The sequence below is a fragment of the Methanosarcina sp. genome, assembly GCF_035390745.1.
Classification (GTDB): domain Archaea; phylum Halobacteriota; class Methanosarcinia; order Methanosarcinales; family Methanosarcinaceae; genus Methanosarcina.
In genome coordinates, this window is sequence record NZ_DAOOUJ010000030.1 from 16,868 (window position 1) to 37,205 (window position 20,338).

At 44.1% G+C, this 20,338-nt stretch carries 16 protein-coding genes; 8 read left to right on the forward strand and 8 right to left on the reverse strand.

The genetic code is table 11. The features are described 5' to 3' along the window. The first annotated feature begins 540 nt into the window (after window positions 1–540). Window positions 541–1,164: an RNA 2'-phosphotransferase gene (locus PLL47_RS08575; RefSeq protein ID WP_324445776.1), complete on the forward strand. Its 624-nt coding sequence runs from the start codon at window positions 541–543 to the stop codon at window positions 1,162–1,164. Window positions 1,165–1,231: 67 nt separating this feature from the next. Here PLL47_RS08575 and rtcA read toward each other — a convergent pair whose 3' ends face one another. Together rtcA and PLL47_RS08585 are read right to left on the reverse strand one after the other, a co-directional pair. Continuing rightward, window positions 1,232–2,257 carry an RNA 3'-terminal phosphate cyclase gene (gene rtcA / locus PLL47_RS08580; protein WP_324445777.1) on the reverse strand — a complete coding sequence of 342 codons (1,026 nt, stop codon included), beginning with the start codon at window positions 2,255–2,257 and terminating at the stop codon, window positions 1,232–1,234. A 125-nt stretch (window positions 2,258–2,382) separates the two neighbouring features. After that, window positions 2,383–3,876: an NAD(P)/FAD-dependent oxidoreductase gene (locus PLL47_RS08585; protein ID WP_324445778.1), complete on the reverse strand. Its 1,494-nt coding sequence runs from the start codon at window positions 3,874–3,876 to the stop codon at window positions 2,383–2,385. Window positions 3,877–5,346: 1,470 nt separating this feature from the next. Between PLL47_RS08585 and dnaG the strand changes: the two genes are divergently transcribed. Both dnaG and PLL47_RS08595 read left to right on the forward strand, forming a co-directional pair. After that, entirely contained in the window at window positions 5,347–6,918 is a 1,572-nt protein-coding gene (gene dnaG, locus PLL47_RS08590; RefSeq protein ID WP_324445779.1) for a DNA primase DnaG, read from the forward strand. Between the two features lie 366 nt (window positions 6,919–7,284). After that, window positions 7,285–7,563, forward strand: coding sequence for a UPF0058 family protein (locus PLL47_RS08595; protein ID WP_011033241.1), 279 nt, complete (start codon window positions 7,285–7,287; stop codon window positions 7,561–7,563). On the opposite strand, the gene rimI is transcribed toward PLL47_RS08595, so the two are convergent. Together rimI and arcS are read right to left on the reverse strand one after the other, a co-directional pair. Continuing rightward, window positions 7,547–8,077 carry a ribosomal protein S18-alanine N-acetyltransferase gene (gene rimI / locus PLL47_RS08600; protein ID WP_324445790.1) on the reverse strand — a complete coding sequence of 177 codons (531 nt, stop codon included), beginning with the start codon at window positions 8,075–8,077 and terminating at the stop codon, window positions 7,547–7,549. The two genes, PLL47_RS08595 and rimI, sit on opposite strands and share 17 nt — an antisense overlap. A gap of 72 nt (window positions 8,078–8,149) precedes the next feature. After that, window positions 8,150–10,027: an archaeosine synthase subunit alpha gene (gene arcS, locus PLL47_RS08605; RefSeq protein ID WP_324445780.1), complete on the reverse strand. Its 1,878-nt coding sequence runs from the start codon at window positions 10,025–10,027 to the stop codon at window positions 8,150–8,152. Between the two features lie 274 nt (window positions 10,028–10,301). Between arcS and PLL47_RS08610 the strand changes: the two genes are divergently transcribed. The 5 genes from PLL47_RS08610 to PLL47_RS08630 all read left to right on the forward strand — a co-directional run bounded on the left by PLL47_RS08610 (window position 10,302) and on the right by PLL47_RS08630 (window position 14,165). Beyond that, window positions 10,302–11,672, forward strand: a complete 1,371-nt coding sequence (locus PLL47_RS08610; protein ID WP_324445781.1) for an FAD-binding oxidoreductase — start codon at window positions 10,302–10,304, stop codon at window positions 11,670–11,672. A 4-nt stretch (window positions 11,673–11,676) separates the two neighbouring features. Next, on the forward strand, window positions 11,677–12,843 hold the full coding sequence (locus tag PLL47_RS08615; RefSeq protein WP_324445782.1) for a (Fe-S)-binding protein: 1,167 nt from the start codon (window positions 11,677–11,679) through the stop codon (window positions 12,841–12,843). Window positions 12,844–13,079: 236 nt separating this feature from the next. Further along, window positions 13,080–13,337, forward strand: coding sequence for a hypothetical protein (locus PLL47_RS08620; RefSeq protein WP_324445783.1), 258 nt, complete (start codon window positions 13,080–13,082; stop codon window positions 13,335–13,337). A 26-nt stretch (window positions 13,338–13,363) separates the two neighbouring features. Next, window positions 13,364–13,645, forward strand: coding sequence for a hypothetical protein (locus tag PLL47_RS08625; RefSeq protein ID WP_324445784.1), 282 nt, complete (start codon window positions 13,364–13,366; stop codon window positions 13,643–13,645). 265 nt (window positions 13,646–13,910) lie between these two features. Next, the gene (locus PLL47_RS08630; RefSeq protein WP_324445785.1) at window positions 13,911–14,165 is read left to right on the forward strand and encodes a hypothetical protein; all 255 of its coding nucleotides are present in this window, start codon (window positions 13,911–13,913) and stop codon (window positions 14,163–14,165) included. A 156-nt stretch (window positions 14,166–14,321) separates the two neighbouring features. Here PLL47_RS08630 and PLL47_RS08635 read toward each other — a convergent pair whose 3' ends face one another. The 4 genes from PLL47_RS08635 to PLL47_RS08650 form a co-directional block, all read right to left on the reverse strand. Further along, window positions 14,322–16,244 carry a YgiQ family radical SAM protein gene (locus PLL47_RS08635; protein ID WP_324445791.1) on the reverse strand — a complete coding sequence of 641 codons (1,923 nt, stop codon included), beginning with the start codon at window positions 16,242–16,244 and terminating at the stop codon, window positions 14,322–14,324. Window positions 16,245–16,694: 450 nt separating this feature from the next. Further along, window positions 16,695–17,336 carry an MBL fold metallo-hydrolase gene (locus tag PLL47_RS08640; RefSeq protein ID WP_324445786.1) on the reverse strand — a complete coding sequence of 214 codons (642 nt, stop codon included), beginning with the start codon at window positions 17,334–17,336 and terminating at the stop codon, window positions 16,695–16,697. A 97-nt stretch (window positions 17,337–17,433) separates the two neighbouring features. After that, complete coding sequence (locus tag PLL47_RS08645) at window positions 17,434–18,192, reverse strand: TatD family hydrolase (protein WP_502883689.1); 759 nt, start codon at window positions 18,190–18,192, stop codon at window positions 17,434–17,436. Window positions 18,193–18,298: 106 nt separating this feature from the next. Next, on the reverse strand, window positions 18,299–19,846 hold the full coding sequence (locus PLL47_RS08650) for a 2-isopropylmalate synthase (protein WP_324445788.1): 1,548 nt from the start codon (window positions 19,844–19,846) through the stop codon (window positions 18,299–18,301). Window positions 19,847–20,338 lie beyond the last annotated feature (492 nt).

Genomic DNA, 20,338 nt, shown 5'->3' on the forward strand with positions numbered 1-20,338 from the left:
ACTCAAAGCGTTTTCAATGTGTGAGGTATTTGGAAATCAAATATATTTCAGGGGCAGGTTTGGTATAAAATTCAGGTTGAATATTTTTAAGTTTAAGGCAAACTTTCTCATTATTATATGCGAAATAACCAGACTCTATACGTCCTTTTGCTAATGCGTAATAAGAATATCCCTGAAAATTCCCTGAAAATTAAATATTATTTGGTAAGTCCTCTCCTTTCCGGTTACTTCTTCAGGTTACTTTTCAAAGATCGTTGTCTTTTAAAGCAAAGATCGTTATTTTTTAAAGATCCCTTGATACGGTATGTAAGGTGTCTTACAAAAGATTAGCGTATGCAGGGTGAAAGTATTCTACACGCGACACTATCTATTATATAATGAACACCTGAAATGAAAAGTGAAAAGAAAATAACTGAAAGGAAGATGTCGGAAGTTTTAAGGTAAAGCTTGAAACTCTCTTTTCAAAAACCAGTTCTAAGAAATAAAGTTAATTAAAACAAAACCTTATTTATGGTAAAGTTTCATTATGTACGTGATATCATGATTCGAAAATGCACTGAGCACGGCTATTTTAGAGGAGGCAGCTGTCAGCAGTGTAAACGCCCTGGTAGGTACGTGCTTGACGACAGCAGAGAAGAAAAGCTTGGCAGGTTCGTATCGGGTACTCTCCGGCACTTTCCGGCATCTGCAGGAGTTAAAATGGATAAGTACGGCTGGGTGGACCTTAATGTTTTCTGCGAGATTATGAAAAAGCGTTATAACTGGATGAGAAAGGAATATCTTTATGCCCTTGTCGAGTCCGATGAAAAGGGGAGATATCAGATCAGCGGGTCCATGATCAGAGCGCGTTACGGACATTCAGTTAATGTTGACCTTGACTACGAGGAAAGTGATACTCCATACGTGTATTACGGGGCAAGCCCCGAGGAAGTCGATGTCCTGCTTGAAAATGGAATTTTCCCTATCAAACAGCGCTATGTACATCTCAGTACTACATATGAAAAGGCAGCTGAAGTTGCCCTTATTCACACTGAAAGCCCTGTTATCCTGCAGGTTGATGCCTTCAGAGCTCAGGAAGATGGAATTTCTTTAAAACTTGCAACGGATTACATCGTGCTTGCAGAAAAGATACCTCCTGAGTACCTTTATGTACTCGAGGACTGATCTCTCCTTACTTTTATTACTTTTTTAGTGTTATTTTTCTATTTTTTTCTTCACTTTTATCTTTTTATCAATCTACCGATACTTTAAAAAAACCTTTTTCTTCCTCTATTTTGAATTTCACATCCAGAAACTGTTCTGTAACCCAGATATTTGTTGCAGCATGCAGGGTCAGCTCCCTTACAGTGTAGGAACTGTTACCTGCAAGTGCCATGTACGGGATCAGCTGGTCTGCCAGATGAATATCCACAGCAGTTCCTGCTTTGAGTTCTGCAATAACTTCTTCTGCTGCGCGTCTTCCTACTTTTTCAGCAGGCAGCCCCTTCTCTCCAAGAGCGCTTCCCCCGCAGTAACCGCTCCAGAGAGTTATCCCGCTTCCCGTGGAAAAAAATTCGCAGGATTTGATATCTATCCGGGAAGTGTACCCGGCTTCAAGAAGAAGGGATCTGGCAGCTTCAGCTTGGCGGGATGGCACATGGGCTGGAAGGTTCGATGCATGTGAAATTCCCATGATTTTTTCCTTCTGGCTCTCCCCTGACCTTTTATTTTCTTCAGTCACCCGAAAATGAAAACCATGAAGTTTACAGGGTTCAAAAACAGCTGAAACCTTTCCTCCTCCCCTGGGATAGTAACCGCGCTCTTCCAGGGTTACGCTGCCCGCATATCCAAACTGGTCAAGTGCCCTGAGGGTTACATGCTGCAGGTAGTCTATTGTGGGGGACCAGGCAACGTCAGTTCCACCTCTAATTGTTAACTTGACTTTTTCTTTTGCAAAAGGCAGGGACGGCATAATGCATTGCAAAAGCAGGGTTATACTTCCTGCGGTTCCGATATCAATATTATACTTACCCCCCTTTATTTCCACTGGAGCAAAAAATAACTCTGTAGATCCCGGAGAAAGCCCTGAAACCCGTGCCCCGCAGATACTTGCCGCAGTTTCCAGGGCTTTAAGGTGCTGCTGTTTCAAGCCTGGATTTGGCCTGTTTTTCCTTATATTTGTAACCTTTATTTCCTCTCCAGTTACTGCAGAAAGGGCAACAGCGGTTCTGACTACCTGCCCTCCTCCTTCACCATAAGAACCGTCAATTTCTATCATTTCCCTCTCCCCATTGTTCACTTAACTTTTCATTCAGCTTTAACTCAGCATTTTTTCATCTTTTCATTCAGGTTTTACTTCAATTTTTCACTCAATTGCCTTATTTTTGTGATTTAACCGTATTTTCAATTTAATTTCTCAGCCTGATACTTTTCATCTGCCTTAACTTCCCGCATATTCCTAACTGCGGTTTTTATAGCCGGGATTAGAGGGTCAACAAGCATGGAAACCGGAGGTGCATAGCAGGTTTCAAGGCTGAGAAGGTCTTTTATTGTTGTTTTCTTTCTTATTGCAAGAGAGAGGGCATCGATTCTTTCTTTTATACCTTCTCCTCCTGCAAGCTGTGCACCTGCAAGGCAGTTGCCTTTAAAAAGAAGTTTTATGTAGAGGTCTTTCCGTCCAGGATAGTAAGAAGCTCTTGTGCGCCCCCGGGAAAAGCCTGTTACAACCTTTATTCCCTGCTTTTCAGCCTGACCGGATGTGAGTCCTACTCCTCCGAATTGCAGGTCTCCGGCAACGGCTACCCAGGGATCTGCAAGGGGGCCGAAAGTGGAATGTTTGCCTGTTATATTGTTTCCTATCACATCTGCCATACGTCGTGCTGTAGTGCCCAGCTGGCTCAGCCTTGTTTCCCCGGTTATAAGATCAGTAACCTCAGCACATTCTCCCCCTGCATACACATGGGAGAGGAACTTTTCTCCTGCTTTTACCTGAAGCATTTCATTGACGACTATTCCTCCCGATTTTCCAATAGTTATTCCCGCTTCTCTGGCAAGCCAGGTTTCAGGCTTTACGCCGGTTGCCAGAAGAACAAGATCTGCATGGAGTTTTCCGTCCTTTATAAATAAGGTTCTTTGTTTCCAGAAGCTTTCAGGCAAAACTACAGGTTCTTCTGTGATAACTTCCACACCAAGAGCTTCAAGGTGTGCCCTGACAATCGCAGACATATCGGAATCAAACTGCCTGGAAAGCAGGTTTTTGCTTCGGGTTATGAGTATTGTCTTGATCCCCCTCTTTATCAGGGCTGAAGCACATTCGATTCCTATAGTGCCTCCACCTATGACACAGACTGTCCGGGCAGTTTCAAGTGCTTTTCCAAAGAGTATACCGTCAGCAAGGTTTCTGAGCGTAAAGATTCCGTAAGGTAAAATATTTGCCCTGCTTTTGCGGAATATAAAGGGAAGGCTCCCTGTAGCAATTACCAGCTTATCAAAAGGATATGTACTTTCTCCTGTAACAACAACCTGCCCGGTCAGATCTATTGACCTGACTTTCTCGTTCAGCTTTACGTCGATTTTGTTTTCCCTGAAAAAACCTGGAGGCTTTACAATTAGTTTTTCAAAACTTTCAATTTCTTTTCCCAGGACGAAAGGAATTCCGCAGTGACTGTAAGCTGTGTGAGAGTCCCATGAAAGTACGGTTATATTGAAATCACTCTGCCTTCGAATTTTGGTGGCAGCTGCCATCCCACAGGCTCCCCCTCCTATAATTACTACTTTTGTAAGCTCTTTCTCTGTCCTGGTATTTGCGGAAACATTTTCAGAGGTTTTTTCCTGAATTTCGTCTGCTGTTCGAGGACTTTCACCTTCAGTATCTTTCGCACCAGAATAGCTTCCCATGCTTTTCATAATAGTGCTTCGCACCTATTATAAGTTTTTAAATGCAAAAGATAAATGCAAAAGAGCCTTCCGAAACTCTTTAAAAAAGGATTTCTTATAAACGCTTTCCTTTGAAGATGTACTTCTTTTTCTTAAAATATCCAGTTTAAATAATTTCCAGAAAATAATAAGAGAATAATTGATTTTAAGGGGGGGGGGTCTGAACGAGCGAGTTGGGAGTGGGGGGGTTAGTATATAAAACAGTGTATTTGTCTCGCTCGTTCAAATTTTTAGACGTCTTTTGTTTTATAAATACTTTTCTAAATTTTTCCAATCCGGCAATTTTTAGAATCTTAAGAATCTTTCCAGAAAACTACTATACTTAAATTTATCAATAACAAATTAAAAAATTCAGGTTTAGCTAACTTCCTAAATAACCACAAAGTTCTTAAAGCCTGCGGGCATTAAACATATGAATTTAGGACATGTGACTTACAGGAGTCCTGTTTTGCCGAAGTTGCTTTAAGGCGGGCGGGAGCTGTTATGTCCGGTCATATCATATATTAACCATTTCATCCATTCATCACTACTGGATTCGTAAAGAATTTCACGTAACTAAACCTATACAAACTTAATAGAAATTTCAGATTATACATATTACCAATTCAGGGCAATTCCTCAGGTCCAAAAATAAACCTTATGCATTAATCACCCATGAAGTGAAAGTCAAAAAGTGCTTTCAATAAACCTGATGCATTCACTACTTTGCCACTTATCGTTTAAGGATACTTGTTTAAGATAAAAAAGGCGTCAGGGACACTCACGCCTCAGTTTTATCCCATCTATGGGAATATCTCTGGAAGTTTTCAGACATCAGGCGATTGAATCATAACACGTAATTTGACTTACGGCTCTGAGAATTATTTCAGAACCCTCATAAGCTTATGTTAGGGCTAAGGCCTTCGGGCAGGTACAGAATCTCTGTAGGTATTGCAGTGTCTGTTCATTCTGGTCGAAAGTAAGAACAGCTCTATCTGTGAGAGCTTTAAAACCAGACTGTCATTAATCTGGTGATTTACCTTACAGGTAAGAACTTTCATCAAGAAACAGGTCAGGAAGTATTCCATCTGTTAATTCTCCTGGCATAAGCGCAACAGGCAGTTGCAGATGTTCCGGAATCCCTTTTTCCGGTTCATATCCGCCTTTAGTTCTGAATCTGCCTTTTCAAGGGTGTATTATCCCTGACCTGGTTTTAATCTGATTTTGCTATTACTTTTGTATCTCTGGTTCCTATGGTTTCCGGAACGTTTCCAGGGATATAGGATGTCCTGTGCTGCCAAAAAGTGCTATGGGCCTGAAGTCGGAAAAAAATTGTACACCGTGTATGAAAGGCTATTTCCTGTCAATTAGCCAGAAAAATCACTTAAGAAAAAAATCTTTCATAATACATATATCATGATAAATCATTATAATAGTTCTGGGAGAATTTACATGCAAAATACGGATACCACAAAATACATTATTCACTCTAAAATCACTGCTGATGGGGTTATTGAGCGCCCTGATATCGTAGGCGCAATTTTTGGTCAGACTGAAGGACTGCTCGGAGCTGATCTTGATCTGCGCGATCTTCAGAAAACCGGAAGGATCGGAAGGATTGAGGTAATGGTCACCGCAAAAGGCGGAAAGACCAAAGGAAATATTTTCGTTCCTTCGAGCCTTGACAAGGTAGAGACATCAATTCTTGCAGCATCTCTGGAAACCATTGATAGGGTAGGTCCATGCAGTGCCAAAATCGAGGTTTTCCAGGTGGAAGACGTAAGGGCCGTAAAACGTAAAAAGATCATTGAAAGGGCAAAACTCATCTTTACGAAAATGTTCGATGAAACTGTGCCCGAATCTCAGGAACTTGCCGATGAGGTCAGACAGTCCGTCAGGGTTGATGAGCTGACTTATTATGGCAAATCGAGAATACCCTGTGGACCTAATGTGCTTAACTCAGATGCTATCATTATTCTCGAAGGCAGGGCTGATATCCTGAACCTTCTCCGCTATGGGATAAAAAATACCATCTGCGTAGGTGGAACTAACATTCCGCCTGAGGTTGCTGAACTTACTAAAAAGAAAACAGTAACTGCTTTCACGGACGGAGACCGGGGCGGAGAACTCATTATACGCGAACTTCTGCAGGTGGCAGATATCGACTATGTTGCACGTGCTCCAGATGGCAAATGTGTAGAAGACCTGGTTCAGAAAGAAATTATTAGAGCCCTTCGTCGCAAGGTTCCAGTGGAACAGATTATTGAGAAATACGGAATTCAGGAAAAAGAAAGTGAAGACAGCGCATGCAGGCTGGAACGTGTTTCCAAAAGAAAAATAAGGACACCGGAAATCGCTCCTAGGATTGCTGAAAAGAAATTGCACAAACGTGTGAAAGTCCACAGGGTATCTCCGAAGTCAGAAATTCATGAAGGGGAGTTCCCTGAAGAAATGGAAGAAAAGGTCCCTGAAACACCTCAGGAAAAGATTTTCGAAAAGGTTTCGGAAAGAATTCCCGAAAGATCTGCTGAAAAAGCTCCTGCTGCGGCAGAAAAAGTTGAGGCAAGACCGGCTGTTGCAAAACCTGCAGTTATGGCAAGGGCAGTTCCTGCTACCCGAGTTCCCCGGGGAAAGCCTGCTGCTGAGAAAGTCCCGACTGTGAAGGTACCTGGTGGAGAGGCAGTAAGGGTTTCTCCGGCTCCTTCCAGACCAGTGGTTCCGGTTCCAGTCTCTCCGGAAGCTGTGAGATTCAGGCCGCATGTTGACGCCCTTAAAGGGACATTGACAGCAAGGATTCTGGACTCCGAAGACAAGGTAATAGAGGAAATTGCGGTCAGAGATCTTGCAAGCAGATTAAAGAACTATAGAGATAATGTGAAAAGTGTAGTTTTTGATGGCGTAATCACACAGAGGCTTGTTGATATCGCTTCGAGCAATGCGATCAAGAATCTTATAGGCGTAAAAATAGGAAATCTAGCTAAAGTTCCTGCAGATATGGAAGTTTTGACCTCCAGCATGCTTTAAGGAGGTTTTTCACTTCTTTTTTCTCTATTTTTTTCATTTTTTCTATCTTTTTGTTTCTTTCGGAATATTATTTGTTATCGAGCTTTCTTCAAGCAGTAATTTTTTCCTGATTAAACAATTATCTCATTTTTTTTATTTTATGTGCAACATTTATGTATGTCCGAGGTGAAATCACCACGATTTGGTATGATTTCACACTATGGAACTAAAGTTCACACTCATATCTGTAATCTTTCATTATTTTTCATATACAATATATAGAAAAATTTATTTACTAAAAATAGGAAGCATCATTCCTCGGGTAATTCTTTTATTCGGTTCCAGATAATATTTAATTGATCTTGTAAAATTGTAGGTCTGTTCGCTATGCACAAGGAAGAACTAATACAACTGCACACATATATGGCTCAAATGAAGAGGTACTTTGAGAGGCACGGTGTAACGCACGAGTTCGACGACTACAAGGCTTTATCGATAAGCCCTGTCCACATCCACAGGAGCAAGGCGGATCACAAGCGCGCAATTTTTATTTTAGGAGGCGAGCTTGCCACTCTCATGTCGCGGGATGACCCTATCTTTGAGGAAGCATCTGCTCATATGAGAGATTCCATGAATTCCGTCATTAAGCTCATCGGTAATAACTGATAGGGCCCCTAATTGTAGTGAAGAATTCGTTGTCCGAAAATACGGGTTCGAGATATTTTTGTTTTGAGACCAAAAGACGGTATGGGTGCAGATGCATTTTCATTACCATACCGTCTTCTCCATCGGAATAATACTTTTTTTCAGTCCAGCATGGTGTGAATCCTATAGATCTGTATAATTTTTGTGCATCAGTATTACTGGTTCTTACTTCAAGTCTTGCGTATTTAAGCCCATTTGCGACAAAGATTTCGCATATGGCATGGATCAGCCCTGTACCTATTCCTCTTCCCCGGTATTCTTTTTTAACGCCGACAGAAAATATATGTCCTTCGTTTTCTGCTGAACGGTAACCTACCACATACCCCACGACTTTTCCATCCTGTTCTGCAACCAGAAAGCCGTCCCCAACCATTTCGTAAAAATTCATATACACCAGGGAGTTATGCTCCGAGAAAGCCTCTTCTTCAATTTCGACTATTTCCTGGAAATCCTCAGGTGTGAACCGTCTTATCATAATACCATTATATATTTCTACCATTTTATTACTTCTTCGAGGGGAAAACTGTTCTCTTGCGAGAGACCTGTATTAAAGTTTTTTGACGTGCCTTACGTCTACTGCAACACCTCTGTCTGACTCTTTCATTTCTCTTCCGCTCATCGCAGCCCTTCCCACACAGAGTGCTTTTTTTCCAAGCACTATTACCTCATCATTCGGCCTTATTCCGGGGTCTGCCTCAAGAACCCCGGGAGCAAGAATGGAACCTCGCGGGACAAAGTCGTCAATCCTTACAACATACTTTTCACTTTTCAGTACCAGTTCCGCTCCTTCAGGAGAGAGGGCAAGCATCCCGTACTGCGGAATTAAAGTTGCAAGCTGCTTTTTTCCGGCATAGAGCTGGTACTTCGGGAAACGACCTTTTACCACAGGGTTTCCGGCTTCTTCAGAAAATAGATACTCTGCTCCCCCTCCGAACTGATAGCCTGCAACCGCTTTTACGAAATTCTTTTTCTCTTCTTCTGCATTCTGGCTTTTTCTGCTGAAATTTTCGGATGTGCAGATTGATTCAACAGTATTTTTCAGGTTCGAAAGAGATTCGTAGGAAGTGAGGCTTTCCCCGGCAGTATAAACTATTTCAAGTCCCAGTTTTTCAGCTACCCTTTCACATATTTCTCTGTATGCTCCTTCCACATGGGCAACTATCGCTTTATAGCTGTGTTTTGAGAGATAATTTTCAAGGCAGCTGGAAACCCAGGATTTTTCTTCTTCATCCCAGTGCCCGGTAACTGCAGTATCGTAATGGGCTGCCGGATAGGTCAGCTCTAATTCTCTGGGCACGATTCCCAGGGGCGATGTTATGATTACTTCATGGATAAACTTCCGGTATTTGCCAAGAGTAAGGATGAATTTCTGATGGGACTGGGATGTTGAGTAGGGTTTTCTGGCTGCGCAGGGAAGGAGCAGAAGGATATCAAGATCAGGAGGTGTATATCTTTCCTGTATGCGGCGTGCAAATCTCACCACTTCGATCCTTGAAAGGGCTTCAGAAGTATCTGCAAGGAGCTGGTTTTGCCGGAAAGCAGGAACCCTTTCTTCAAGGTAATAATATTCGAAGTCCCCAAGGCGCAGCAGGGCTGTAAGCCAGGGCTTTACCCTGCACTGCCCTTCCACATACTCGCGCAGGTTTCCTGCCCGGATCTTTTCCCTTACAAGGGCAAGTTCGGAATCGAGAGCATCCCTGTTGTGGGCTGCAAGAAGCTTTGCCCTTTCAGCTTTCGGAAGAGCCCTGAGCTCTGCGGGCGTGGTTGAAGCACATACCCGGCACCTGCAGGGGAACTCTACAAGGGAATCAAGATAAAAACTACCGGCAGCAGTAAGGTAAACATCAGAATATGCTGCAATTTCTGCCTTTATATCATCCATTACATCGATTCCCATGTAGGCAAGCATCGCTGCATTTTCAGGAAGAGCCAGGTTTGGCGCGTACAGGGCAGTATCCGGAGGGATGCGGCTTTTAAGCTCTATTAAAACCTCCAGAAACCTGCGGGCGTTATTTTCCAGTGTCCCTGCTCCTTCTATTATGTAAAGGTCGCTCTTCTTAACCTCTCCGCCTATCCGTAAAAGAGAGCCAGTGGGACCATCATTTTCGGCGCTTTCATCACCGAGAGAAGTAAATTTTTCTGTTTTTCCGAGCGAGTCGGCTGGAACAGCAGGCGGATAAGCCTGATGGGGAAGAATTATGAGAGTTCCTTTTCCTGTTTTTTCGCGTATTTTTTCTATACGTGCTTGAAGTTCTTCCAGGTTAGCAGTCCAGAGGCTGCCAGCATCAATCACAGGTCCCGGGTTTTCAAAGTTTCCGAGTGCTGCCGTATGCAGGGCACAGGGTGTGCGGAGTTCGGGAGAGAGCAGGAGTTTTCCTATACGTGCTGCTCCATCTCTATTTTCTATTTCAAAGTACTGTGTCATGTTTGTCCTCTTATGTCTATCAGGATGTAAAGGTTTGCCCTGCATTTTTTTCTGAAAAAGTTCCTTTTTTCTTCTCTTCTTTATTTTCTCTTCGCCTGATCTGGAAAAGCTGTAAGCATTTTCTGGATTTCAAATGTATCTCTGGAGGAAGGAGGATGGTATATTCTTATATATTATTAATATTGATTATCTGCTGCAAATTATCTCTCATTTCTGTCCCAACGGTGACAGGTTTTCTATTTTTCACATTTGAATTCCACATTTGAGGTCTATAATGGATATAACTGCAGAGCTTCGAAAAATCGTTGGCGGACGGCTCTCGGTCTCGCCTTCTGAACTTTATTGTTATTCTTCTGACGCGTCCCAGGTCAAAGGGATGCCTGATTATGTGGTGCGTCCCAAAAGCACCGACGAGGTCAGCCGCATTGTCAGGCTTGCCTATGAAAATGAGATCCCTGTAACCGCAAGGGGAGCAGGCACAGGCCTTGCCGGTGGAGCTGTCCCTGTTAGTGGAGGCATTGTGCTGGACATGTCGGGAATGAATCGCATTCTTGAAATCGATATTGACAACATCCAGGTAGTCGTGGAACCCGGAATAATCCAGGACGCCCTTAATGAAGCTTTAAAGCAATACGGCTTTTTCTTTCCCCCTAACCCGGGAAGTTCTGCGATGTGTACCATCGGAGGCATGATTGCTTATAACGCAAGCGGAATGCGCTGTGTTAAGTACGGCACAACCAGAAATTACGTCCGCGACCTGGAAGTGGTGCTTGCGGATGGGACTGTTATCCACACAGGCTCAAAAATGCTGAAATCAGCTGCAGGCTATGATCTGACCCAGCTTATTATAGGCTCTGAAGGCACGCTGGGAATTGTCACAAAAGCCAGCCTGAAAATAGCCCCTCTCCCGAAGACCAGAAAACTTGTAATCGCTTCCTTCAGAAGTGCTGAGGTTGCAGGGCAGGCAGTTGTAAAGACCTTTTCAAATGGGGTTATCCCTTCAGCCTGTGAGATCCTTGACCGGGTTTCCCTGCAGGTGCTTAAACGCTATGATCCTAAACTTGTGCTGCCTTCTGAGGGCGATGTTATTCTTTTCGAGGTCGATGGCACGGAAAACTCTGCGCATGAAGCTGCAGAGCAGATAATAGAGGTCTGTTCTCCCCTTGCCCTCTCCATAAAGCTTGCGGAAAGCGAAAAGGAAATGGCAGACATCTGGGCAGCCAGAAAGCTTGTCGGGGCTGCGGTTTCCCGCCTTGACCCTACGAAAACCAGGATTTATGTCGGAGAAGACGTTGGGGTTCCCATAAAGAAGATTCCGGAGCTGCTCAGAAAGGCGCAGGAGATTTCTGAAAAATTTAACCTGCCTGCCATGAAATACGGGCATATTGGAGATGGAAACCTGCACCTTGCCCTTTTTATTGACGTCCTGAACAATGACGAGTGGGACCGCCTTAACCGGGCTGCCGACCTTGTTCACAGGACTGCAATAGAGCTTGGGGGCACGGTCAGTTCCGAGCACGGCGTGGGTGCAGCCAGGGCTGAATACATGCAAGCCCAGTGGGGTCCTGCTCTTGAAGTAATGCGTGCAATCAAGAAAGCCCTTGACCCGAAGGGAATCCTGAACCCGGGCAAACTGGGGCTGTAAAATTATGAAAAACGAAGTAAAAAAGAACGAAGTAAAAAAAGAAACTGTGAGGGCAGAGAAAGTGAATGGAAATGAAATCGGCGAGAAAAACAGCAAAGAGCTGCCCTTTGAAGTTGACCGCCGTTCTGTTTATAAATGTGTGCAGTGCGGAACCTGCCGCTCAGTCTGTCCGGTCTTTGAAGTGGTCGGCTGGGAATCTGCCAATACGCGCGGAAGAATGCTTATCATTAAAAGCCTGCTTGAAGGAAGGCCGCCTTCCGAAGATGTCCTCCCAAGCCTGGCTTCCTGCACGACCTGCGGAATCTGTGCTGCCAAATGCCCCGCCGGCGCAAACCCTCCTGAAGTTGTGGAGGCTGCCCGTGCTCAGCTGGTAAAATGCGGTGTAACAACCGAAGCCCAGGAAAAGCTGAAAACTGCAGTTACGACAAGCGGCAACTCCTTTGGGGAAACAAAAAGCCGTCTTCACTGGCTTTCTGATACAGAACGTTCAAAGCTCCCGGAGAAATCCGATTATGTCTACTTTGTAGGCTGTTTTGACTCCTACCGCTATCCGGAATTTGCAAAAAAGACCTTTGAGGTTTTGCAGCATTTCGGAGTCACCCTCCTGTCGGACGAGCAGTGCTGTGCTTCTCCTCTCCTCCGTACTGGTTTCAGGGAAGATGCAGAAAAGATTATGGAACATAACCTTGAGCGGATTCGGAAAGTGGGAGCTCACACTATCATCACAGGCTGTGCCGGCTGTTACACAACCCTCAAAAACAACTATCCCGACGAGTTCAGGGTTATCAGTCTCCCAGAATTCCTTGCCGAGCACCTGGAAGAGCTAAACCTGAAACGCCTTGACCTGACAGTCACCTATCATGACCCCTGCCACCTGGGCAGGCACAACAGGATCTACGACGCACCCAGAAAAGTCATCCAGGCTATATGCACCCTCAAGGAAATGAAAAACATCAAAGAAAATTCCCGCTGCTGCGGCGGTGGAGGAGGGGTAAGGATCGGATATCCTGACATCTCTCTTGAACTTGCCAGAAACAGGCTCGAAGATGTTCCTGAAGCTGTGGACTATATCGTCACCTCCTGCCCCCTCTGTGTGAGGAACCTTAGAGATGCAGGCGGAGATATCGAGATAATCGATATTGTAGAACTCGTGGCAATGGCAATGGAATAAGTTCAGGTATTTCTGAATTAGCTGTTTGTTTTTCAGATGACCTTTACTATGGGCCGGTTTTTTCCGGCTCAAATCTTTTTTCTATCTTTTTGAATCAATTTTATCTTTTCAGGTTAGGCAATAGTAATTCTCTGCTTTCTACTAACAGTATATTTTTTATCTCTGGAAAACGACTCTTGTCTACTGAATTTTACTGCCAGATATAAGCTTTAGAAATAGTTTGGGAAGATAAGACGATGAGCTGCAAACCGATAACGTTTCGTAATGTCCCGCCTGATACGTTCAAATGTATGAAGAAAAAGCTTCAGGAGGCAGGAATTACTGTCCCTTCAGGGAACAGAGGAGAACTTTCGGGATCCGGGATTGTGGCAGATTTTGAATGGGATGGGCAGTCCAATCTGACGATCACAATCACGGAAAAACCGTTTATTGTCAGCTGTGAAGTTGCAGCCATGAAAATAAAACAATTCGTAAGACAGTGCCACGGTTCATAAAAGAAATATAGGAACCTGATATGAATATGGGCGAGAGAAAAATTGACACTGAAGGCTGCCAGGGCATCAAATTTAGAAATGTAACTCCAGAAGTTTTTTCCTGCATGAAGAAAAAACTCCGCGCCTACGGGATCGAAACTTCATCGGGAAATTACGGAAAGCTTGAAGGAAACGGCATAGTTGCCCATTTTAGCTGGGACGGGGAAGCAAACCTGCTAATTGAGGTCAAGGAGAGGCCTCTGACTACTTACTGCGGGCAGGTAAGCGGAAAATTGAGAGCTTTCATGAGAGAGTGTCAGGGATTCTGAGTAAATAAAGGAAAACATGTAAACAAAGGAAAGTGTACTTTTCTGTCATTATTCAGTTAGGGGCAAAATTTGCGTTTTCTATATCTCTTCAAAAAACAAAAAATTTTTATACACTTGTGATCTATCTGTTTTAATTATTTTATGTTGTATTGGAGGTAATGTTTCATTGAGGTTGTTATGACCCCGATATTTTACTCAAATGATGTTATCTCTTTGTGATTTTAGCCGAAATATAATTCTTTCAATAATTATAGGAGGAAAAAATATGGGATGTAGCCCTGTAACGTTTCATAACGTCACACCAAATGTATTCAATTGCATGAAAAATAAACTTGAAGCTGCTGGCCTTCACGTGCCTTCAGGAAATAAAGGAGAGATCTCAGGCCATGGAGTTGTAGCCGATTTTGACTGGGATGGTGCGTCAAATCTCACCATTACGGTTAAGGACAAGCCTTTTTTCATCAGCTGCGGCACTGCAACAGGAAAGATCCAGGACTTTGTGCACCAGTGTGGAGCTTGATAGAAAGAGTTAGGAAAAGTTTGCAGCTGATTTTATCATCAGTAAAATTACAGAGTTATACAGAAGCATTTTTATCTTTTAATTTTTTTCTCAGGTTTTTATTCAAATTCGGGATATCGAATTCTTTTCGCATCCCGGACAGCGTTATAATAAAGCTTATTCTTTTCTCCTTATCAGGCACTTATGGGCGTTTCCCACAAGATCGAGCCTTCCTGCCTTTTCCAGAGCCTCATATACAAGCTCATAGTTTGCCGGATTCCTGTAATGCATAAGGGCTCTTTGCATTGCTTTTTCTTTTTTATCCCTTGCAACATACACTTTTTTGCCCGTAAAAGGGTCAAGTCCTGTGTAATACATGCAGGTTGACACTGTCATTGGAGTTGGAGTGAAGTCCTGAACCTGCTCGGTATAACCTCCATGGTCCCGGACATACTCTGCCATCTCAATCATATCTTTAAGAGTGCAGCCCGGGTGGCCCGACATCAGGTAGTTTACAATATACTGCTCCTTGCCGCATTTTTTGTTAAAGAAAGCAAACCTGCCTGCAAATTTCTCATAAACTTCCCTTCCGGGCTTGGACATTACATCGGTTACCCGCCTTGAGAAATGTTCAGGGGCAATCCGAAGCTGCCCGCTGATATGATGGGCGCAGAGTTCTTTCAAGTATTCTTCATCTTCAAGGGCAAGGTCATAGCGCACGCCATATCCTGTAAAGACCTGCCTGATCCCTGGAAGCTCACGCAGGCTCTTCATCAATTCAAGTAATTTTTTGTGGCTTGTATCAAGCGCGGGGCAGATGCGCGGGTAGAGACAGGCTTTATCCAGGCAGGCTCCCTTCTTTTCCCAGGACCTGCACCCCATGCCGTACATATTGGCAGTGGGACCTCCGACTCCGTTGATTATGCCCTTAAAATCGGGTTTTTCCGTAAGCTTCTTTGCCTCCCGCAGGACGGACTCAATGCTGCGGCTCGCAATCATGCGCCCCTGGTGCTGGGTGATGGCACAAAAAGAACAGCCTCCGAAACAACCCCTGTGCGTCGTCAGGGAGAATTTCACCATCTCAAGGGCAGGCACGGGCTCGGTATATGAAGGATGGGCTTCACCTGTATATGGCAGTTCATACACGCGATCAAGTTCCGCTTCTGTAAGAGGCCTCATTGGCCTGTTCTGTACAATAACGGTTTTCGGGTGAGGCTGGATGACACCTTTTCCGGTAATCGGGTTTTGTTCCAGGAAGTATGTGCGGAAAGCCTTTGCAAAGGCCGCTTTATCCTGAGAAACTTCAGAAAATGAAGGGATTTCGATATATTCCTTGAAAAATTCGGCTGTTTCCGGGGCTGTATCCTGAACCGCATCCTTAGCCTTATTTCCGGATCCGCTCTCTTCTAATTCTTTTTCCTCTTTTTGTTCTTGTTTGCCCTGTTTCTGCCTATCCTGTTCTTCGGCTCTCCCTTTGCTTTTTTCTTTAAGCTCTTTCCAGGCTTTAACTTCCATCTTCCAGACTGTTCCCGGGATGTCTCTGATTTCCTTTATATCCTTTCCAGCCTGAAGGCGCTTTGCAATTTCCACAATCTGGAGTTCACCCATACCGTAAACAATGAGGTCAGCAGGGGCATCAGCCAGAATTGACTGCCTGACCTTATCTGAAAGATAATCATAATGGGCGAAGCGCCGTAAGGAAGCCTCTATTCCTCCGAGCACTATAGGCACATCAGGAAAAGCTTCTTTTATCCTGTTTGAATAGATGATCGCCGCGCGATTAGGGCGAAGTCCAGTTTTGCCTGCCGGGGAGTATGCATCCTTATCCCGGGGCTTAAGTCCGGGGGTCAGGTTACTTACCATGGAGTCCGTATTTCCTGCGCTTACGGAAAAGAAGAGTCTGGGTTTTCCCAGTTTTTTGAAATCTTCAGGATTTTCCCAGCGCGGCTGGGCAATTACTCCCACTCTGAAGCCGGCTTCTTCAAGGACCCTTCCTATTATTGCAGTCCCGAAACTGGAGTGGTCCACATAGGCATCTCCGGTGACAAGGATAATGTCAAGCTCCTTCCAGCCGCGGGCTTTTACTTCTTCAGGGCTCATCGGAAGGAATTTTGACAGAGGGAGAGAGGAGGAAAATCTTTTTTTCTGCTTTTTTTCTTTTTTTACAGTCTTAACCTCAGATCTCGATTCTGCTTTTTTTCCTTTTCCGGCGGAGGCTTTCGAAGATTCCGCTTTTTCAGGCTTTCTTGCGGAATTTGTTCTTGATTTTTCTTCCGTTCCTGTTTCTACCTTTTTCGGAACGAAAGAGCTGGCTCTCTTGCCAGTGATTTCTTCAGCCTGTTTTCTATCCGCCCCTTTTTTCAGCTTCACATCCTTTTCCCTATCTGATTTTTTTCTGCTGAATTTCCTGTTTTCTTCAGGAAATATTGAATTCGTGTCTTTTGATGCTGTATCTTTTGCCATATTCTTTTTCCGGGCTCTTTGCCTTCTCCTTGGTTAAGCAGTCGGTTTTGTTTTCAGGTTAGAGTTCCCTCATGCCTTTAGATATTCTTATTCTCCCATCATCATTTTCAGCATCGTGTACGAAGCCATAATCTGTTTGTTTCCGTCCCTGTCTGTAGGGGCTCCGTGACCGGAGTACAGGGTTTTTACATCGAGTTTTGTTAGCTTTTCTACAGATCCAATCATCTTGTCTGGTTCTGAGCCCTCAAAGTCCATTCTCCCAAATCCTCCTCCTGGAAATACGGTATCCCCTGAAAAGAGACTCTTTGAGACAGGCTCGTAGAGGCAGATGCTTCCTCTTGAGTGGCCCGGGGTGTGAATAACTTCAAGGTATTCACCGTCTCCAACGTCAATTTTATCTCCCTCTTCATATGTAATTGTGGGTCTGACAGCAGGTGCTCTGTCTCCAAAAAGGACGGAGACGCTAAGATATTCGTCGTTTACACCTTCAAGATCAGCTTTGTGTATTCCAACCGCTGCCCCGCTCTTTTCTGCAATTGCTGCTGCTGCTGCTGTATGGTCATAATGGCAGTGAGTCAGGATGATGAGTTTCAGGTCTGTAAGTTTGATGTATTTCTCTATTTGTTTAATGATGAGATCACTGTTCATTCCCGCGTCTATGAGTACTTTTCCGTTTACAAGATAAACGCTGGAATCGTAAGCTGTGGGGCAAATGTACCGGACTTCCATGTTTCTTCCTCTTCTGCTCCTTTTTCTTTTTTTCCTTGCTTTTTCCGCTTCTTCTCTGTTTTCTGTTTCCCTCTTTTTCCTGAAGTATTTTAAAACTTTATATCCTGAAAACCCTGCGCGCATTTTCGGTTGCAAATTTAGCAACTTCTGCAGGTTCCATTTCCTTAAGTTTGGCTACTACAGGAATTGAATCAACGATAAAAGCGGGCTCGTTTCTGCCTCTGCGCGGGGAAAGGAAAGGACTGTCGGTTTCCAGAAGCAGGTTTTCGAGGGGCACTTCTGCTGCAAGAGTCTGGTGATGTTCGGAAAAACAGACAAGTGTTGCCAGGGAAATAAAGTATCCTGAATCAACAATTTCCTGCATCGTCTCAATAGAACCGCTGTAGCAGTGATAAATTACGGTATCCACGTCTCTGACAAGTTTCAGAACTTCAGCTTCAGCAAGCCTGGCGTGCACCACAAGAGGTTTATTTAGTTCTTTTGCAAGCTCTATTACCTTTTTAAAAGATGCTGTTTGCCTCTCACGTTCTTCATTCGTTTTACAGTCCTGAAAATCGAGGCCGGCTTCTCCTATGCCAACTGCTTTTTCTGCATTGGCTTCTATCTGGGCAATGATAGCATCCACATCTTTGTCATTGCCTTCCCTGCCTATGTCAGGGCTCAGACCCAGAGAGGCATGGATATCCTCATTCTTTTCCGCAAGTTCAAGACTCATGCGGTTGCCTTTGAGTGAAATTCCGGAGTTGACCATTCCGACAACTCCTGCCTTCCGGGCGCGGAGGATAGCCTCCTCCCGGTCAGGGTTGAATTTTGGAAAATCTAGGTGACAGTGAGAATCAATAATTGGATAAGGCATGGGTTTGTATTCCATTTCATTTTATTTTACTTTATCATCTTGAGGAATACAAACCCGAAAAATGAAGAGGCATCTGCCTTATCTGAATTTCACTTTTGAGTTGATTTTAGATTTTTTCTTTCTTATACAGCAGGTTCATAGCATTTACAAGAGCTTCCACGGAAGCCATAACTATGTCCGGGTTTGCAGACCGTGCAGTCACAATTCTTCCTTTCTCGTTTTCGAGACCTATGTACACATCGGCAAGAGCGTCTGCCCCACCAGTGATAGCATCGATCCTGAATTCCTGAAGTTTGAAATGGTTGCTCTCGCCAAGGATGTCCCTTACTGCATGGAGGGCGGCATCCACTGGTCCGACTCCGGTTCTTGCTGCAATAATTTCTTTTCCTTCAATATCTGCTTTCACCACAGCCGTAGGTGTGATGATGTTTCCTGTCATGACGGATACTTCTTTGAGTTTAATCAGCTCTTCATCAGAGCTTGCTTTTCCGAGCACTGCAGAGGCGACTGCATAGAGGTCGGCATCTGTTATCTGTTTGCCTTTGTTTGCGATTTCTTTGATCCTGAGCACAATCTCATCGAGCTGCTTATCACTGGTTTTTATGCCAGCAGACTCAAGGGACTGTTTGACCGCATGTTTGCCGGTGTGCTTTCCAAGGACAATGCGCCTTCTGTGCCCGACCATTTCTGGGGTCATAATACCGGGTTCGAAGGTATCGGATTTTTCAAGCACTCCCTGACTGTGGATTCCTGACTCGTGCGAGAAGGCATTTTGCCCTACCACAGGCGTGTTTGGCGGGAGCCTGATTCCTGTATAATTTTCGACCATTTTCGAGGTTTCTACAAGGTATTCTGTTCGGATATTGGTTTTCGCACCGTAAATTGATGTAAGGCTCATAACTGTCTGGGCAAGGTCAGCATTTCCTGCCCTTTCTCCTATGCCGTTTATAGTTACCTGTACCTGAGATGCTCCGGCCTCAACAGCCATAAGGCTGTTTGCAACTGCAAGCCCGAAGTCATTGTGGCAGTGTACGTCTATCGGTATCGTTATTTCAGCTGCAATGTCTTTTATCTGTCTGTACATTGCAGACGGAACCATGACGCCGACAGTATCCGGCACGTTAATGATGTCGCAGCCTGCCTCCTGGACAGCCTTGAAAACCTCTATGAGATATGCGGGGTCAGTTCTGGTGGCATCCATTGCGGAAAACATGCACTTAAGCCCGTGGTCTTTGATGTACTGGACAGCTTCTACAGCCATTTGAATGACTTCTTCCTGGCTCTTTTTGATGGTATAGATCCGCTGTACATCCGAGGTTGGGACGAAGGTGTGCACAAGGCCAACATCACTTTCAAAACAGGCATCGATATCTTTTTTCAGCACACGAGCAAGTCCGCAGACTGTGGTGTCAAGTCCGGCATTAGAAATCGATTTTACGGATTCTTTATCTCCTTCTGAAGAGATGGGAAATCCGGCTTCTATTATGTCTACCCCGAGTTTGTCAAGTTGATGAGCAATTTCCAGCTTCTGGGTAGAAGTCAGGGATACTCCCGGGGTTTGTTCTCCATCACGCAGTGTTGTGTCAAAAACAGTTACTTTTTTATTCTGCATGGGTTCGATGTAAAAATCGATCCCTTCTTTCAGTGTGTACATTCATAGTAATCACCTACATGGATGTACACTTCTGGTATATAAACTTCATGTATATTTTTAAAAGTTAATCTGAACTTTTACTTTTCTGAATTTTTGATGGAAAATTATTTATAGTAGATGTGCCATTTTAGGGTTGCTTCTCGGGCGTCACAAGACATCCCGAAGGTGAAAAACGGTGTTCGAAAAACGGAACAGGTACTTAAAAACGAAATCTTAAAAACGGAACAAATAGTGCCTGAGCGATTTATTTTTCGTAATGATCGCTAATAAAAACGGACGAAGGTAAGGATTCAAAAGGCAAACTCCTTTGAAATCTTTTAACCATTCATCTTCCATCTTTCAAATTTGTTTACCCTTCTTTGAAGGGAAACGCTTATATATGAGAAATGCATTGTAATTCTCCTCCCACGGCATGAATTTGCTGAGGGGGAAGACACAAAGCTTTATATACAAGAAATGTCTTGTATGTATCCCTCACACAGGTCAAATGTG

Coding starts and splice junctions, on each gene's coding strand:
- PLL47_RS08575 (WP_324445776.1), top strand. CDS start 541: ATGATTCGAAAATGCACTGAGCACGGCTATTTTAGAGGAGGCAGCTGT.
- rtcA (WP_324445777.1), bottom strand. CDS start 2,257: ATGATAGAAATTGACGGTTCTTATGGTGAAGGAGGAGGGCAGGTAGTC.
- PLL47_RS08585 (WP_324445778.1), bottom strand. CDS start 3,876: ATGGGAAGCTATTCTGGTGCGAAAGATACTGAAGGTGAAAGTCCTCGA.
- dnaG (WP_324445779.1), top strand. CDS start 5,347: ATGCAAAATACGGATACCACAAAATACATTATTCACTCTAAAATCACT.
- PLL47_RS08595 (WP_011033241.1), top strand. CDS start 7,285: ATGCACAAGGAAGAACTAATACAACTGCACACATATATGGCTCAAATG.
- rimI (WP_324445790.1), bottom strand. CDS start 8,077: ATGATAAGACGGTTCACACCTGAGGATTTCCAGGAAATAGTCGAAATT.
- arcS (WP_324445780.1), bottom strand. CDS start 10,027: ATGACACAGTACTTTGAAATAGAAAATAGAGATGGAGCAGCACGTATA.
- PLL47_RS08610 (WP_324445781.1), top strand. CDS start 10,302: ATGGATATAACTGCAGAGCTTCGAAAAATCGTTGGCGGACGGCTCTCG.
- PLL47_RS08615 (WP_324445782.1), top strand. CDS start 11,677: ATGAAAAACGAAGTAAAAAAGAACGAAGTAAAAAAAGAAACTGTGAGG.
- PLL47_RS08620 (WP_324445783.1), top strand. CDS start 13,080: ATGAGCTGCAAACCGATAACGTTTCGTAATGTCCCGCCTGATACGTTC.
- PLL47_RS08625 (WP_324445784.1), top strand. CDS start 13,364: ATGGGCGAGAGAAAAATTGACACTGAAGGCTGCCAGGGCATCAAATTT.
- PLL47_RS08630 (WP_324445785.1), top strand. CDS start 13,911: ATGGGATGTAGCCCTGTAACGTTTCATAACGTCACACCAAATGTATTC.
- PLL47_RS08635 (WP_324445791.1), bottom strand. CDS start 16,244: ATGAGCCCTGAAGAAGTAAAAGCCCGCGGCTGGAAGGAGCTTGACATT.
- PLL47_RS08640 (WP_324445786.1), bottom strand. CDS start 17,336: ATGGAAGTCCGGTACATTTGCCCCACAGCTTACGATTCCAGCGTTTAT.
- PLL47_RS08645 (WP_502883689.1), bottom strand. CDS start 18,192: ATGCCTTATCCAATTATTGATTCTCACTGTCACCTAGATTTTCCAAAA.
- PLL47_RS08650 (WP_324445788.1), bottom strand. CDS start 19,846: ATGTACACACTGAAAGAAGGGATCGATTTTTACATCGAACCCATGCAG.